The following is a 14,594-nucleotide window of genomic DNA, read 5'->3' on the forward strand; positions in this document are numbered from 1 at the left end:
GGATCGCCTCCGGCACCGTTTCGAGTGCTACAGCCACGGCCAATAGGCAAGCGCCCAGACGAAATCGGATGTCGCTTCGTCGTCATCGCCCTTGTCGCAGTCGCCCACCGCGGCGGGGCGCTTCACGGGACTGGCGACCGGATCCGCCTTGGCATCGGCAGACCGGAACAGCGAGAAGAAACGGGGAAGGTCGGAAGGAACGTCGTTGGCAAGTGTCATCGGGTTTCTCCCAGATTGCGCCGCCAAACCGGGCGGCGGGCACGTCTCCGTCGTTCGTTTGGCCTGGGCGGAACGGCCCGGCCAAGGGTGAGATTTCCCGAACTCCGGCCCCATGTCAAGAAACCCGACTCATTCGATCGTGTAAGCAGCCCGAGCCAGAACTGCCAAGGGATTGATCTGTTTCAAGGTTTTCCGGTTGTCCAAAGGGGCGAAAAGCAGGCGAGATTGCGGCCGGTCGGAGGCGTGGGAGGAGGCGTCCGATGTCATTCCAAGGCTGGAACATCATCCGCTGAACCCTCCTTCGAGGCTTCGCTTGCGCGAAGCGCCTCAGGATGATGACAGAGACCTTTAGAACCGCATTGCAAACCGGGATCGCGCCGAAGGCATTCAACGCCCTTCCAAAACAAGACCATCATCCTGAGGTGGCCGGCGAAGTCGGGCCTCGAAGGAGGGTCCAGGGAACGCCGACGACATGGAAGGAGCGGGCGGGATCCATCCCGATTCCGACATCGCGGGCCAGCCTCCCCGCTCCGCTGAACCCTCCTTCGAGGCTTCGCTGGCGCGAAGCGCCTCAGGATGAGGGGTAGAGACTTTTAGAACCGCATGCGACCCCGGATCGCGCCGCCGCATAAAAAACGCCGCGAACCCTGGGGCTCGCGGCGTCCATAGACAGACTCGATGAAGCGGCCGAAATCAGCCCTTCATCGTGTCCTGGAACGTCTTGAGGTGCTTCTGCTGCGCTTCCAGCATCTTCTCGCGGTAGATGCCGTAGATGATGTCGGTGTCGTGCAGCGTCACGCCTTCGATCGTCGGCGAGGCGAAGACCGGCAGCTCGACGCCCTGCTTCGACAGCGCGTCGGCGGTGCGGGCGATCAGCTCATGCGTCAGGATCATCGCCAGCACGGTCGAGGAACCCGAGACCGGACGGCTCCAGCCCTCGATCGGGACGATGGCGTCCTCGACCGGCGAGTTGGTGTCGATGACGATGTCGGCGACGTCCTTCAGGCGCTTGCCGGACGAATGCTTCGCCGGCTTGTCGTTGGCCTTCGAGGTGACGGCCACGACGAACAGGCCGCGCTTCTTGGCGTAGAGCGCGGTCTCGATGCCGGCCGAATTGGTGCCGGAATGCGAGTAGATGATGATCGAATCGCCGGCATTGAGCGGCTGGTGGTCGAGGAACTTGTCGATGTAGTTCTCGGTCCGCTCCAGCCAGAGCAGCTCGCGCACGCCGCCGGCGCCAAGCACGTTGTGCCACATGACGCGCGGGTCGGTCAGCGGGTTGAAGCCGACGAACGAACCGTATCGCGGAAAAGCTTCCTGCGTCGGCAGGACCGAATGGCCCGAGCCGAACAGGTGGATCAGGCCGCCCTTCGCAAGCGATTCCGAAAAGCGCTTGGCCGCTTCGGTGAGCGCGGCGTCATTGGCGCTGCCGGCGGTCTCGATCAGCTTGATCAGCCTGTGCAGGTAGAAATCGGACATGGGTCGTCTCCTTGAGGGATGGTGTGGGGGAAAGGGGATGGGAGCTGCGGCTGCCGGCCGTCAGATCCGCAAGGTGGAACGGATCTCGTAGCGGTCGCCCCGCATGATCGAGAGGGTGAACTCGAAGGGCCCGCGCGGATCGATCGCGAGGCGCTCGACGATGAAGGCGGGGCTGCCGACGGCGATTTCCAGCAGCTCGGCATCTTCCGGGCCGACGGCGCCGACGCGGTAGATTTCCGTCGCCTCAGATGGCTTGATGCCGTAGCGCCGCTCGAGCTGGCCATAGAGCGAGCCGCCCGAGAGGTCCTCGTCGAGCAGGCCGGGGACGCGGTCGAGCCGCAGATGCGCGGTCTGCACGCCGATCGGCGAACCATTGCCGAGCCGGAGCCGGCGGACCAGCGCGACCGGCTCGCCTTCCTCGATCTCCAGCGCCGCCGAGACCCGGGCGTTGGCCGGCACGATCTGCTGCTCCAGCATGCGCGAGCCGACGGTCAGGCCCAGCGCCGCCATTTCGTCGGAGAAGCTGGTGAGGCCGCGCGCGCCCGCCACCACGGTGGCGCTGCGCACGAAGGTGCCGCGGCCATGCTCGCGTCGCAGCAGGCCGAGTGCTTCAAGATTGCGAAGAGCGTGCCGCACCGTGATGCGGCTGACGCCGAGCAGGTCGCAGAGCCGGTCCTCGGCCGGGATCTGCGAGCCGGCCGGCCATTCGCCGGCTTCGATCCGGGCGCGGATGGCGCGCTCGGCCTGGTGCCAGAGCGGCTCCGGGCGGCGGCGGTCCAGCGATGTCATCGCAGATTCGGTCATCGCACTCTCCACCATTCCGCACCGAGGCCGGCGGCCACGGCAGCACCCACAAGACCGGCGCGCGGGCCGAAATGGCCGGGCCGGATTTCGATTGACCGCAGATGCGGCGGCAGGTTTCGCGTCAGCGCCGCGCGAAGCGGCGGCCCGAGCACGTCGATCGCCTCGGAGACGCCGCCGGCGAGCAGCACCGCCTGCGGGTCGAGCAAAGCCACGGCGCCGGCAAGCGTCGTGCCGAGCGCCGCGCCGACCTGATGGATCGCGAGGCTCGCGACCTGGTCGCCGGCCCGCGCCGCCTCGATCAGCGTCGCGCCATCGGCAAGGCCGGCGTCGCGGCCAAGCCGGTCGAGCGCCCGTCCCGCCGCCTGCCGCTCCAGCCAGCCGGAACGGTCCTCGCCGGGATCGGACGGGTCGGCCGAGGCCCAGCCGAACGAGCAGGCAGCGCCACGCCCGCCGCGCACGATGCGGCCACCGGCGAGCACGGAGGAACCGATGCCGGTGCCGATGGCGAGCAGGATGGCGTCGTCGAGCCCGTTCGCTGCACCGAGCGTCGCCTCGGCGAGCATCGCCATCTGCGCGTCATTGCCGGCGGCGACGGGCACGCCCGCCTCGCCCAGGAGTTCGGCGAGATCGATGCCGTCGAGGAAGGGCAGGTTCGGCACCCAACGCGACACGGTGCCGTCGACGAGGCCTGGAATGGTGATGCCGATGCCGGCGAGCGCCGCGGATTGGCGGCGCGCGGCGACCAGCGCGAGCACCTTGTCGCGCAGCGCACCGGCGCTTTCCGGCGCCGCCCAGCGCTCGACGGCATCCAACCCGGCCGGCGCATCGAGCGGCGCAAACCCGGCGCGCAGGCTGGTGCCGCCAAGATCGAGCGCGAGGACGTGGGCTGCTGCGCTCATTCATGCGCTCCGCAGCCGCAGCCGGAAAGGCGCGGCTTGGTCGAGGATTTGGCATTGAACATGCCGCCGCCGGCATTGAAGGAATGCGATGTCGTGGAGAAGGCTTGCGCGTACATGGACCCGTTCAGGCAGCCGCGCATCCGGTAGAGCGCGGAATAGTAGTCGACATAGGGGAAGGACGAGAGGCCACGGGCCAGCTCATATTCGGTGATCGCTTCGCGCCAGGCGTCAAAGCCCTCGCTGACATCGACCAGCTCGGACGGCGCAAAACCCTCGTCGTCTTCCCAGTTCTCGCCGAACAGAAGCAAGCTGGGGCTGAAGGCCGGGTGGGCACGCTCCAGCGTCGGCAGCGCGGCATAGAGCACGGCGGATTTCGTCGCGTTGGCGGCGGCGCGGTGGTCCTTGTGCCAGCTGCCCTGCCAATGCGTCACGATCGTATCGGGGCGAAGCTCGCGGATCACATCAGCGATCTTCAGCGCCACCTCGTCATCGTCGGGCAGGAAGGCGTCGGGATAGCCGAGCTCGCGCCAGGAGATTCCGAGCTTCGCGCAGAAGCGGCTCGCCTCATCGCGCTTCTGCTCGGCATAGGCGGCCGGCGACAGCGAGGTGTGGCCCTGCTCGCCCATGGTCAGGTGCAGGAAGGTGACGTCGAGGCCGCGCTTCGCCGCTGTCGCGGCCAGCGGCCCGGCGATCACCTCGGCGTCGAAGGCGTGCGCCCCGATGACCAGCAGGCTACGGCCGCCATAGATGCGTTCGTCGATCATTTCAGTCCTCCGGTGGCGCCCACGCCTTCGCGAATCTGGCGGGCCAGCAGGAGATACATGACAAGCACCGGCATCATCGAGATCGCGAGGGCTGCGAACACCATGCCCCAGTCGGTGCGGAACTGGCCGATGAAGGTGGTGATGGCGAGCGGCACGGTCTTGTAGGCGTCGTCGAAGATGAAGATCAGCGGGAAGAAGAAGTCGTTCCAGACGGCGATCGCCGTGAAGATGGCGACGATCGCCACCGCCGGCTTGATCGTCGGCAGGATGATGCGGAACAGGATGCGCCATTCCTTGGCCCCGTCGAGCCGGGCCGCCTCTTCCAGCTCGCGCGGCAGCACGCGCATGAAATTGGCCAGGATGAAGACGGCGAAGGGAATGCGGATCGCCGAATAGACGAGGATTAGGCCGAGCCGGCTGTCGAGCAGGTCGAGCGTTTTCATCAGCGAGAACAGCTCGACCGAGGCGAGGCGGATCGGAAGCATGACGCCGGCGAGGAAGAAGGCCAGCACCGGCGACGACCAGCCGAGCTGGTAGCGGGAGAGCGGAAACGCCGCCATCGCCGAGACGACCAGCGTCAGGACCACCGCGCCGCCCGTGACGGCGAAGGAGTTCCACATGTAGCGGGCGAATTGTGCCTGGGTCCACGCATTGGCGAAATTGTCGAATGTCCAATTCGTCGGCAGGCCGAAGCGATCACCATAGATCTCGGCCGTCGTCTTGAAACAGGAGACGACCAAGATGTAGAGCGGGACGGCGACGACCAGCGCCCAGAGCGCCAGCACGATCCAGCCCGGCAATTGCCGGATGCGTTGCGAGATGTCGAGATTGGTCATCAGAACCGCACCGTCCGGCGTTCGAAGAAGCGCAACAGGCCGATGGTCACGACCGTGAGCAACAGGAAGAGCAAGGTGCCAAGCGCGAGCGCCAGTCCGATATCGGTGATGCCGACCGCGCCCTCCGCGCCAAAGGCGAGGCGGAAGAAGTAGGTCACCAGTGTATCGGTGGCGAAGTTCGGGTTCCCCTGCACGCCCTGCATCACATAGACGAGGTCGAACTGGTTGAAGGTGTTGATGAAGGTCAGCGTCGTCAGTGACGAGATCGAGGGCATGAGTTGCGGCAGCGCGATCGACCAGAGGATGCGGCCATTGCCGGCGCCATCGAGCCGCGCCGCCTCGAACACTTCCGGCTGGATCTGGCGGAGGCCGGCGGTGAAAATCAGCACCGGCAGCCCCATCCAGTTCCAGGCGTCGACGGCGACGAGAACCCAGAGCGCCCAGGTGGAATCGCCGAGAATGGTGAGCCGGCCTTCGAGCAGGCCGAGATTGTGCAGCAGCGTCTCGACCGCGCCGTCCGGCGTCAGCAGCAGCCGCCAGAGTGCACCGACGATGACCGGCGAAAGCACGGCCGGGAAGAAGAACACCGATTGCAGGAAGGCCGTGCCGCGCCGACGCAGGAACAGCAGATAGGCGAAGATCAGGCCGAGGCCGTTCTGCAGCACCATGATGCCGCAGAACCAGAAGACGTTGTGCGTGAAGGCGCCAGAAAGCTTTCCTCCAGCTCGGGTCGACGAACAGGCGGGCGAAATTGTCGAGCCCAACGAAGCCGCGCATGCGGAAGCCGCGCCATTCGAACAGCGAGCCCCATAGCGAGCTTGCCAGCGGATAGACGACGAACAGGCAGTAGATGACCAGCGCCGGCAGCACGAACAGGATCGCGGCGCGGTGCTTTTGCCACTCGATGGGCGCACGCCGAAGGCGGCTTGCAGACATGGTCGCCTCCTTCGGCGCGGGGAGAATATCGGGAGGAATGCGCCCGGGCGCTGCCCCCGGGCCTTGCGACTACGGCTTCGGCTTGAACCAGGTCGACACGGCCGCATCGACGTCGGCGGCGAGCTTTTCCGGCGCGATCTTGCCTTCGACCATGTCGATGATCTCGGCCTGGACGACCGAGGAAGCCGTCGGCGTCTGCCAACGGAAACCGACCAGCGTCAGATAGGGCGTGGCGTTGGCCTGCATTTCCAGCATCGACTTCAGCACGGGATCGTTGGCGGTGGCGCCGGAACGGGCCGGCGGCCAGCCGAGATTGTCGGCGAAGAGCTGGGCGAATTCGGGCGAGGCGATGAAGGAGAGAACCTTGGTCGCTTCTTCCTTGTTCTCGCTGTCGGATACGAGGCCGTAGGAACCGTCCGAGAAGGCGGACACCGCCGGCTGCGCTTCGGCCTTGTCGCCCGGGAACGGGAAGATCGAAAACTTCAGGTTCGGATTCTGGGCCTTGAAGCTGCCGTTCTCCCAGGCGCCGCCGAAGAACATCGCAGCCTTGCCGGAGATGAACTGCTGGGTCGCCGTGGTGTAGTCGACGCCGGCAAAGCCATCCGAGTAGTAGGGCTGCAGCGCCTTGATCTTCTCCAGCGCCTTGACGTAGCGCGCATCTGTGAACTTGGCCTTGCCACTCATCATCTCGTCATAGAAGCCCGCGCCATAGACGGACGGGCCCACGACGCCGGCATTGATCTCGAGCGCCCAGCCGGAACCGTTGGCGCCGCCGGCGGCGATCGGCAGCACACCGGCCGCCTTCAGCTTCTCGCAGGCGGCGACGAATTCGTCATAGGTCTTCGGGACGGCGATGCCGTTCTTCTCGAAGATCTCGGTGTTGTAGAATACTCCCATCACCGGCGTCGAATAAGGGACGCCATAGATCTTGCCGTCGGCGATGCCGACCGAGCCGCCAAGCGCCGCGGGCGTGAAGTCCTTCAGTTCCGGCACGCTTTCGTTCAGCGCATCGAGATAGCCGCCATCGACCAGCGGCTGAAGCTCGCCATAGGCCTTGAGCTGGGCGATATCGGGCCCCTTTCCGCCGCGCAGCGCCGTCGACAGCCGGTTCTGGTAATCGGCGTCGGGCGTGAACTGCAGCTTGACGGTGATGTCAGGGTTCTTCGCGGTAAAGGCGGCGAAGATCTTCTCCATCGCGGCCTGGTCCTCGGTGCGCCAGCTCCAGAGCGTGACCTCGCCGGCCGAGGCCGAAAGCGCGGTGGCGGTCAGGGCAAGCACGCCGATGGCGGCGGATTTCAAACGACTGCGTACGTTCAACATAACCGGTCTTTCCCTCTGCGACAGTGCTTATGTCGTTATAACGTCGTAATCACTTTAGCTGGATGCGATAGGCTGACAAGTGGGTTTCTGTGGCGGCGCGGCGGAATTTCAGGCCGTTCCCGCCGGTGGAATGGCGTGCTCATTGGCCCGTCATTCCCGAGGCGGTGATGGTGCGGACGAAGAAGCGCTGCAGGAGCACGAACAGGATCAGCGGCGGCAGCACGGCGAGCGTCGCGCCGGCCATGACGAGGCCCGTGTTCACCGCCGACCGATTGTAGGAGAGCAGGCGTGAGAGGCTGATGACGATCGGATACTGGCTCGAATTGCCCTGCAGAACGGTCAGCGGCCAGAGATAGCTGTTCCAGTGATAGACAAAGGCGAACAGCGCCAACGCCGCCAGCGCCGGGGCGACGGCCGGCGCCACGATCGTGAACACGATGCGGAATTCCGACGCGCCGTCGAGCCGCGCCGCCTCAACCAGTTCGTCCGGCACGCCGGCGATGAACTGGCGCATCAGGAAGATGCCGAAGGCGTTGGCGAGGTTCGGCACGATGACGCCGGCGAGGCTCGCATTGAGGCCGATCGAGCCGACCAGCCGGTAGAGCGGGATCAGCGTCACGATCGGCGGCAGGAACATCGTCGCGATGGTGATCGCGAACAGCACCTCGCGGTAGCGGAAGCGGTATTTGGCGAAGGCGTAGCCCGCCATCAGCGAGGTGACGAGGATGCCGGCCGTGGTGATGCCGGCGATCAGGGCCGAGTTGGCGAAGGAGCGGCCGACGCTGATCAGCTCCGACACCTTGCTATAGGCGTCGAGGCTGGGCGTGCCGGGAATCCAGACCGGCGGGGTCTGCATCGCCTCGGCCGGGGTCTTCAGGCTGGAGAGCACCATCCAGACCAGCGGGAAGGCCGAGACAACGGCGATCGCGATCATCAGCAGATAGAGGATGCCGCGCCAGGCGGGCGAGGCGGCGCCGGGCGCCGGCGTGGTGGCGGGAAGGCTCATCGCCGGTCCTCCCTGCGCGCCAGGGCGAAGACGGCGGTCACCGTGACGACCAGCGCCAGCAGCAGCGTCACCGACATGGCCGAGCCGAGCCCGCCCTGGGCCCGCTCGATGCCGACGCGGCGGATGTGATAGGTCATGACGTTGGTCGAGCCGACGGGGCCGCCCTGGGTGACCAGCGCCACCGGCTCGAACACCTGCACGGCGTTGATCAGCGCGATGACGGCGGAGAACAGCAGCGTGCGCTTCAGGAGTGGCAGGGTGATGAAGCCGAACAGGGCCGGGCCGCGAGCGCCATCCATCTTCGCCGCCTCGTAGATCGATTGGGGGATCTGGGTCAGGCCGGCGATGATCAGGATGGTGAAATAGCCGACCTGCTGCCAGACGTTGAGCAGCACCACGGAAACCAGCGCCGTATCGGGCGAGGAAAGCCAGGGCAGCGGGCCGATGCCGACCCAGCCGAGGATCTGGTTGATGGGGCCTTCCGACGGCGAATAGAGCTTTGAGAACACCAGCGCCACGGCGATCATCGGCACCATGTAGGTGGCGAACAGGATGGTGCGCAGGATGTTGGCGCCCTTGAGATCCGCCTGGTGGATCAACATGCCGAACAGCACCGAAAGCGGCAGGATCAGCGCGATCGACATCAACGAATAGAGCGCCGTGTTAGCGAGCGCGCCCTTGAAGTCGCGCCCCACGGAACCCGCGCCGAAGATCTCGCGAAAATTGTCGAGGCCGATGAAAGTCGCGGTCGAGAACGGCGTTTGCGACGACCATTTGGTGAAGGCGAGCCAGACCGTGAGCGCGATCGGCACCAGGATGAAGATCGCGATCAGCCCCAGGCTGGGCGCCAGCATGGCCACGATCGATTTTCGGAAGCCGCTCATCGGTATGCGTGTTCTCTGTTCATGGCCGTCTGGGGGCGTGGCTCGACCGGCTCCCTCTCCCGGTCACGGGAGAGGGTTGGGGTGAGGGTCTTCGGATGGCGCTCGGTCGGGCTTGGGCGCTGCAAGCAAGGCCCTCACCCCAGCCCTCTCCCGCTTGCGCGGGCGAGGGAGCAGGAGGCAGCCCGCTGCCACCTCCCGCGTCATCCCCGCGAAGGCGGGGATCCATTCAGCTCCCCAAGGCCGTCGGCTGGATGGATCCCGGGTCAAGCCGGGATGACGACGGAGGGGGGCGGCTTTTACTGCGCAGCCTTTTCGAGGATGGCCGCGGCGTCGGCCTGGGCAGCGGCGGCGGCCTCGGCGGCCGTTTCCTTGCCGAACTGCACCGCTTCGATATGGCCCTGCAGCGATTCCGTGAATTCCTGGCCGCCCAGCACGGTCGGGAACGGACGCGCCTCGGACAGGGCCGAGACATAGCCGGCCAGGAACGGCGTCTTCAGCCGCTCGGAGAAGGCCGCGACGTCGGAGGTGCGCGACGGCAGGATGCCCATGGACTGCAGCAGATCGCCCATGGCGGAAGCGCCGTTCTCGCCCGAGGTCGGGCCGTTGAACCAGGCGAGGAAGTCCCAGGCCGCCTTCTTCTCCGCATCCGTGGCGCCGTCCGAGACGACGGTCATCCAGGAATAGGAGATCGAGTGCGGTCCGTCGCCCTTCGGGCCGACCGGGATCGGCGCGGTGGCGATGTCGGCGAAGCGGTCGCCCATGCCGGCCTTCAGCGCCGATTCCCACCAGTTCGCCATGATGATCATGCCGGTCTTGCCGGAGACGAAATTATCGAGGAACGGGCCGGTGGTGTTCGCGTCGGCGGTGCCCATGGTGGCGACCGAGGCGCCGGATTTAATCAGCTTCTCATAGAGCTCGAAGGTCGCCTTGGCATTCTCGCTGTCGAGCTGCGGCTTGCCATCGACCACCAGCGCGCCGCCATTCGAGGCGAGCAGCGAGGCGAAGGGATGGACGACGCCCGCCGCCCAGGAGTTGATCATGCCGAAGCCCTGCTGGCCCTTGTCCTTGTTGGTCAGCTTTTCGGCAGCGGCGTAAAACTCGTCCCAGGTCTTCGGCGCTTCCTGGATGCCGGCTTCCTCGAACAGCTTCTTGTTGTAGTTCAGCGCGTAGACGTCGATCTCGTTGGGATAGCCATAGACCGTGCCGCCGACGCTGGCGGCGGTCGCCACGCCTTTCGGCCAGTTGGTCGTCACGTCGCTGGCATTGGTCTCCGGCGCCGCGTTGACGAGCTTGTCGCGCGCCAGTTCCGGCAGCCAGAGATCATAGATGCCGGTGATCGTCGGTCCGCCCGACTGGCCGGCCTGCGAGCGCAAGGTCGTCAGCAGGTCCCCGAACGGCACGGCGCGAACCTCCACCTTCACGCCCGGATGATCCTTGGCGTAGGTGGCGGCGGCGGCCTCCAGCTTGGCGACCGTCTCCGGCGGCCAATGCGTCAGGAACGATACGGTCACGTCCTCGGCCCAGGCGACACTCGAGAAAGCGGCCAGGGCGGAACCCAGGAACAAGCCCATCAAAGGTCTGATCGTCACGGAACCCCTCCGTTCAATGCCGACGGTCCGATGGTGTCTCGGCCGCCTTTCTTCATTATGACGTAAGGACGTTATAATGACTTTTTCGGATCGGCAAGCCGCCTTTTGCGTCGTTGGATAAAACGCACTGCCCAAACGGGCGGCATTCCAGGCGATGGAATGCGCAGGCCTGCCAAACGGCCCCTTCTCGGGCTTGGCAGGGGCGAAGCCGGCCCGGCTGTGGCAAGGCAGGATTTTGCCGGGAACCGGGCGGCGGGGGAACGGACAGCCTTGTTGCGGCCCGTCACAAGCTTACATGCTGTTGGCCGCATCGCGACCCGCGCGTGGAGATCTTCGATGACCGACCCAGCTTCGACCCGGAACGACAAGGCAAGCGAAGCCTGCGCCAAGGCGCCCCTGCCCCGTCCGGTCCGCTCGAGCCTCGACCTGATCGGCCGCACGCCGATCGTCGAGCTGACGACCTTCGACACCGGTCCCTGCCGGCTTTTCGTCAAGCTGGAGAGCCAGAATCCCGGCGGCTCGATCAAGGACCGCATCGCGCTGTCGATGATCGCCGCCGCCGAAGCCGACGGCCGGCTGCAGCCGGGCGGCACCATCGTCGAGGCGACGGCCGGCAATACCGGGCTCGGCCTGGCGCAGGTGGCGCTGCCCAAGGGCTACAAGCTGATCCTGATCGTTCCCGACAAGATGTCGCGAGAGAAGGTGCAGCATCTGCGCGCCATCGGCGCCGACGTGCGCACGACCCGCTCCGATGTCGGCAAGGGCCACCCGGACTATTACCAGGACATGGGCGCCCGCATCGCCGAGGAAACTGGCGGCTTCTTCGTCAACCAGTTCGCAAACCCGGCCAATCCGCGCGCGCATGAGACCACGACAGGCCCGGAGATCTTCGAGCAACTGGACGGCGACGTCGACGCGGTGGTGGTCGGCGTCGGCTCGGGCGGCACGCTGACCGGCATCGGCCGCTATTTGCAGCGCGTCTCGCCCAAGACGAAGATGGTGCTGGCCGACCCGAAGGGCTCGATCCTGGCGCCGCTGGTCAATACCGGCGAAACGATCGAGCCGGGAAGCTGGGCCGTCGAAGGCATTGGCGAGGATTTCGTGCCGCCCAATGCCGACCTTTCGCTGGTGTCGCGCGCCTATACGATTACCGATCGCGAGAGCATCGCCGCCGCCCGCGCCCTGCTGGCGCAGGAAGGCATTCTCGCCGGCTCGTCCTCGGGCACGCTGCTGGCCGCGGCGCTGCGCTATTGCCGCGAGCAAAAGGAGCCGCAGCGCATCGTCACGCTGGTCTGCGACAGCGGCAACAAATATCTCTCCAAGGTGTTCAACGATGTCTGGGTCGCCGAACAGGGCCTGATCGAGAAGATCCGGCACGGCAATCTGCGCGATCTCGTCGCCCGCAGCTTCGCCGAGGGCGGCACGGTCACGGTCGCCCCGGACGACACGCTCTCCACCGCCTATGCGCGGATGCGCTCGGCCGACGTCTCGCAATTGCCGGTGATCGAGCATGGCGAACTGATCGGCCTGATCGACGAGAGCGACGTGCTGGGCGGCCTCCGCCCGCAGGCCCGCGACGGGCGCAGCGATTTCGGCGCCTCGGTGCGCGATGCCATGGTGACCGCGCTCAACACGCTGCAGGCGGACGAGCCGGTCGAGGCGCTGCTGCCGGTGTTCGAGCGCAACGAGGTGGCGATCGTCATGGACGGCGACGAATTCGTAGGCCTCATCACCCGGATGGACCTGATCAATCATGAGAGGTTAGCGTTTTGAACAAGCCCGTGAAGCCGAACCGCCTCGCCTTCGAGACGCGCACCATACATGGCGGCCAGAGCCACGACCCGCTGACCGGGGCGGTGATGGTGCCGATCTACGCCACCTCGACCTTCGCGCAGGAAAGCCCCGGCGTGCACAAGGGCTTCGAATATGGCCGGTCGCAGAACCCGACCCGCTTCGCCTTCGAGCGCGCCATCGCCGATCTCGAAAGCGGCACGGCCGGCTTCGCCTTCGCCTCGGGCCTGGCGGCGATCGCCACCACGCTGGAGTTGCTTTCGGTCGGCGACCACATCATCGCGACCGACGATCTCTATGGCGGCACGTTCCGCCTGCTCGACAAGGTGCGCAAGCGCACGGCCGGACTCGAGGTGAGCTTCGTCGATTTCACCGACCTCGCCGCCGTCGAGGCCGCGATCCGGCCGGAGACCAAGCTGCTCTGGGTCGAGACGCCGACCAACCCCTTGCTGCGCATCATCGATCTCGAAGCCGTGGCGGCGCTCGCCAAGCGGCGCGGCCTGATCACGGTCGCCGACAACACCTTTGCCAGCCCCTACATCCAACGCCCGCTGGAGCTTGGCATCGACATCGTCGTGCACTCGACGACCAAATATCTGAACGGCCATTCCGACATGATCGGCGGCACGGTGGTGGTCGGGCCCAAGCAGGAGATCGTCGACCAGATCCGTTTCCTGCAGAATGCGGTCGGCGCCATTTCCGGCCCGTTCGACAGCTTCCTGGCGCTGCGCGGGCTGAAGACGCTGGCGCTGCGGATGCAGCGGCATTCGGAGAATGGCCTTGCCATCGCCCGCTGGCTGGAGGCGCGCCCGGAAGTTCGGCGCGTCATCTATCCCGGCCTCGAAAGCCATCCGCAGCACGCCATCGCGAAGCGGCAGATGCATGCCTTTGGCGGCATGATCAGCGTCGAGTTCGATCGCGATCTCGCGGGCACCAAGCGCTTCCTCGAACGAGTGCGGCTGTTTACGCTCGCCGAGAGCCTGGGCGGCGTCGAAAGCCTGATCGAACATCCGGCCACGATGACCCATGCCTCGATCCCGCTGGCGCAGCGCCAGGCGATCGGCATTTCGGACGGGCTGGTGCGGTTCTCGGCCGGCATCGAGGCGGCGGAGGACCTGATCGCCGATATCGAGCAGGCACTGCTCTAGCTGAAACTGTTCGCTCTGTGATCTAGATCACTGTGCGGAACATGACGTTACGTTATCTTTGGTGTAGAAGAAGAAACTTCGACACCAGGATGATCATGTCCAGTTCGACAAAATCCTCAGACTTCGAGACCGTTCCGGCCCCTGATGGAGCCGGAACGGACCTGTTCCCCCTCCCGAATGGCGAGGCCATCCCCGCCCGGCGGCGCAAGGCCGCTGCGGAAGCGGAGATCGTCACCGTGGTGACGCTGCCGCTCAGCAATCGGGTGATCGACTATTTCGGCTCGGATGGCGGCGACTGGCGGGCGCGCGTCAACGAATCGCTGAACCTGATCGTCAACCGCCACCAGGCGCGCGAAGCCAAGAAGCGGGCCCGCCTGCGCGCCCGGAATTCGGTCCGCCGCCGGCCGCCCGGCGCCCGCACCTGACCGGTTCACGTGAAACAATGCCGAACGGAGGATGGCTGCCAAAAGGCGCCACCACCGGCGCTGTCACGGGGGCGCCTTTCCGGCACGTACCGAATTCCCCGCTCCAGGCAGCTCTAATTGCCGCCGCCATAATAGAGCACCCGCGTCAGCAGCGTGTAGTTCGCTTCCGACGCCATGATGCCGACGAAGACCATCACCAGCAGCGGCGGCAGCAGGATGGCGTAGATCAGCGTCAGCCGCTCCCACGCCATGTGCATGAAGATGGCGACGATCAGGCCCGCCTTCAGCAGCATGAACAGCACGATCAGCGTCCAGCGCAGCCAGCCGTGCAGGCCGATATAATCGACCAGGTAGGAACAGGCGCTGAGCACGAACAGCCAGCCCCAGACGGCGAGATAGAGTTTTATCGGGTGATGCGGCGTGTCGGCATGCCCCGGCGCGGCGGCGGGGGCGCCGACCTCGGCATGAGCGGTCGTATCGGCCATGCGAACCTC

General features: G+C 66.0%; 15 protein-coding genes. 3 read left to right on the top strand and 12 right to left on the bottom strand.

All coding sequences use genetic code 11. The features are described 5' to 3' along the window. Window positions 1–27 precede the first annotated feature (27 nt). The 11 genes from ACHMWQ_RS00255 to ACHMWQ_RS00305 all read right to left on the bottom strand — a co-directional run bounded on the left by ACHMWQ_RS00255 (window position 28) and on the right by ACHMWQ_RS00305 (window position 10,736). Window positions 28–219, bottom strand: coding sequence for a hypothetical protein (locus ACHMWQ_RS00255; RefSeq protein ID WP_396305938.1), 192 nt, complete (start codon window positions 217–219; stop codon window positions 28–30). Between the two features lie 693 nt (window positions 220–912). After that, window positions 913–1,698 carry a sugar isomerase domain-containing protein gene (locus ACHMWQ_RS00260; RefSeq protein WP_396305939.1) on the bottom strand — a complete coding sequence of 262 codons (786 nt, stop codon included), beginning with the start codon at window positions 1,696–1,698 and terminating at the stop codon, window positions 913–915. 60 nt (window positions 1,699–1,758) lie between these two features. Then, window positions 1,759–2,502, bottom strand: coding sequence for a GntR family transcriptional regulator (locus tag ACHMWQ_RS00265; protein WP_396305940.1), 744 nt, complete (start codon window positions 2,500–2,502; stop codon window positions 1,759–1,761). Next, window positions 2,499–3,401: an ROK family protein gene (locus ACHMWQ_RS00270; protein WP_396305941.1), complete on the bottom strand. Its 903-nt coding sequence runs from the start codon at window positions 3,399–3,401 to the stop codon at window positions 2,499–2,501. The genes ACHMWQ_RS00265 and ACHMWQ_RS00270 overlap by 4 nt, the downstream gene beginning before the upstream one ends. Beyond that, window positions 3,398–4,165 carry a PIG-L deacetylase family protein gene (locus ACHMWQ_RS00275; protein ID WP_396305942.1) on the bottom strand — a complete coding sequence of 256 codons (768 nt, stop codon included), beginning with the start codon at window positions 4,163–4,165 and terminating at the stop codon, window positions 3,398–3,400. The genes ACHMWQ_RS00270 and ACHMWQ_RS00275 overlap by 4 nt, the downstream gene beginning before the upstream one ends. Continuing rightward, the gene (locus ACHMWQ_RS00280) at window positions 4,162–5,001 is read right to left on the bottom strand and encodes a carbohydrate ABC transporter permease (protein ID WP_396305943.1); all 840 of its coding nucleotides are present in this window, start codon (window positions 4,999–5,001) and stop codon (window positions 4,162–4,164) included. The genes ACHMWQ_RS00275 and ACHMWQ_RS00280 overlap by 4 nt, the downstream gene beginning before the upstream one ends. Next, window positions 5,001–5,765, bottom strand: coding sequence for a carbohydrate ABC transporter permease (locus ACHMWQ_RS00285; RefSeq protein ID WP_396305944.1), 765 nt, complete (start codon window positions 5,763–5,765; stop codon window positions 5,001–5,003). The genes ACHMWQ_RS00280 and ACHMWQ_RS00285 overlap by 1 nt, the downstream gene beginning before the upstream one ends. A 241-nt stretch (window positions 5,766–6,006) precedes the next feature. Continuing rightward, on the bottom strand, window positions 6,007–7,257 hold the full coding sequence (locus ACHMWQ_RS00290) for an extracellular solute-binding protein (protein ID WP_396305945.1): 1,251 nt from the start codon (window positions 7,255–7,257) through the stop codon (window positions 6,007–6,009). A gap of 139 nt (window positions 7,258–7,396) precedes the next feature. After that, the gene (locus ACHMWQ_RS00295; protein ID WP_396306312.1) at window positions 7,397–8,191 is read right to left on the bottom strand and encodes a carbohydrate ABC transporter permease; all 795 of its coding nucleotides are present in this window, start codon (window positions 8,189–8,191) and stop codon (window positions 7,397–7,399) included. Between the two features lie 68 nt (window positions 8,192–8,259). After that, window positions 8,260–9,147 (bottom strand): carbohydrate ABC transporter permease, encoded by an 888-nt coding sequence (locus ACHMWQ_RS00300; protein ID WP_396305946.1) that lies wholly within the window; start codon window positions 9,145–9,147, stop codon window positions 8,260–8,262. 296 nt (window positions 9,148–9,443) lie between these two features. Further along, a complete protein-coding gene (locus ACHMWQ_RS00305) occupies window positions 9,444–10,736 on the bottom strand; it encodes an ABC transporter substrate-binding protein (protein WP_396305947.1) in 1,293 nt (430 codons plus the stop codon). 336 nt (window positions 10,737–11,072) lie between these two features. On the opposite strand from ACHMWQ_RS00305, the gene ACHMWQ_RS00310 reads away from it, so the two are divergent. The 3 genes from ACHMWQ_RS00310 to ACHMWQ_RS00320 all read left to right on the top strand — a co-directional run bounded on the left by ACHMWQ_RS00310 (window position 11,073) and on the right by ACHMWQ_RS00320 (window position 14,100). Further along, complete coding sequence (locus tag ACHMWQ_RS00310; RefSeq protein WP_396305948.1) at window positions 11,073–12,509, top strand: pyridoxal-phosphate dependent enzyme; 1,437 nt, start codon at window positions 11,073–11,075, stop codon at window positions 12,507–12,509. Continuing rightward, window positions 12,506–13,675 (top strand): cystathionine gamma-synthase, encoded by a 1,170-nt coding sequence (locus tag ACHMWQ_RS00315; RefSeq protein WP_396305949.1) that lies wholly within the window; start codon window positions 12,506–12,508, stop codon window positions 13,673–13,675. Before ACHMWQ_RS00310 ends, ACHMWQ_RS00315 begins: the two co-directional genes overlap by 4 nt. Before the next feature lie 95 nt (window positions 13,676–13,770). After that, window positions 13,771–14,100 carry a hypothetical protein gene (locus ACHMWQ_RS00320; RefSeq protein WP_396305950.1) on the top strand — a complete coding sequence of 110 codons (330 nt, stop codon included), beginning with the start codon at window positions 13,771–13,773 and terminating at the stop codon, window positions 14,098–14,100. 113 nt (window positions 14,101–14,213) lie between these two features. Here ACHMWQ_RS00320 and ACHMWQ_RS00325 read toward each other — a convergent pair whose 3' ends face one another. Then, window positions 14,214–14,585: a cytochrome C oxidase subunit IV family protein gene (locus tag ACHMWQ_RS00325; RefSeq protein ID WP_396305951.1), complete on the bottom strand. Its 372-nt coding sequence runs from the start codon at window positions 14,583–14,585 to the stop codon at window positions 14,214–14,216. Window positions 14,586–14,594: the final 9 nt, after the last annotated feature.

The sequence above is a fragment of the Kaistia sp. UC242_56 genome (assembly GCF_044452255.1).
Classification (GTDB): Bacteria; Pseudomonadota; Alphaproteobacteria; order Rhizobiales; family Kaistiaceae; genus Kaistia; species Kaistia defluvii_A.

What these genes read in the sequence shown, in the direction of transcription:
- ACHMWQ_RS00325 (WP_396305951.1), bottom strand. Translation starts at nt 14,585, where the DNA reads ATGGCCGATACGACCGCTCATGCCGAGGTCGGCGCCCCCGCCGCCGCG.
- ACHMWQ_RS00290 (WP_396305945.1), bottom strand. Translation starts at nt 7,257, where the DNA reads ATGTTGAACGTACGCAGTCGTTTGAAATCCGCCGCCATCGGCGTGCTT.
- ACHMWQ_RS00265 (WP_396305940.1), bottom strand. Translation starts at nt 2,502, where the DNA reads ATGACCGAATCTGCGATGACATCGCTGGACCGCCGCCGCCCGGAGCCG.
- ACHMWQ_RS00280 (WP_396305943.1), bottom strand. Translation starts at nt 5,001, where the DNA reads ATGACCAATCTCGACATCTCGCAACGCATCCGGCAATTGCCGGGCTGG.
- ACHMWQ_RS00295 (WP_396306312.1), bottom strand. Translation starts at nt 8,191, where the DNA reads ATGATCGCGATCGCCGTTGTCTCGGCCTTCCCGCTGGTCTGGATGGTG.
- ACHMWQ_RS00255 (WP_396305938.1), bottom strand. Translation starts at nt 219, where the DNA reads ATGACACTTGCCAACGACGTTCCTTCCGACCTTCCCCGTTTCTTCTCG.
- ACHMWQ_RS00270 (WP_396305941.1), bottom strand. Translation starts at nt 3,401, where the DNA reads ATGAGCGCAGCAGCCCACGTCCTCGCGCTCGATCTTGGCGGCACCAGC.
- ACHMWQ_RS00260 (WP_396305939.1), bottom strand. Translation starts at nt 1,698, where the DNA reads ATGTCCGATTTCTACCTGCACAGGCTGATCAAGCTGATCGAGACCGCC.
- ACHMWQ_RS00310 (WP_396305948.1), top strand. Translation starts at nt 11,073, where the DNA reads ATGACCGACCCAGCTTCGACCCGGAACGACAAGGCAAGCGAAGCCTGC.
- ACHMWQ_RS00300 (WP_396305946.1), bottom strand. Translation starts at nt 9,147, where the DNA reads ATGAGCGGCTTCCGAAAATCGATCGTGGCCATGCTGGCGCCCAGCCTG.
- ACHMWQ_RS00320 (WP_396305950.1), top strand. Translation starts at nt 13,771, where the DNA reads ATGTCCAGTTCGACAAAATCCTCAGACTTCGAGACCGTTCCGGCCCCT.
- ACHMWQ_RS00275 (WP_396305942.1), bottom strand. Translation starts at nt 4,165, where the DNA reads ATGATCGACGAACGCATCTATGGCGGCCGTAGCCTGCTGGTCATCGGG.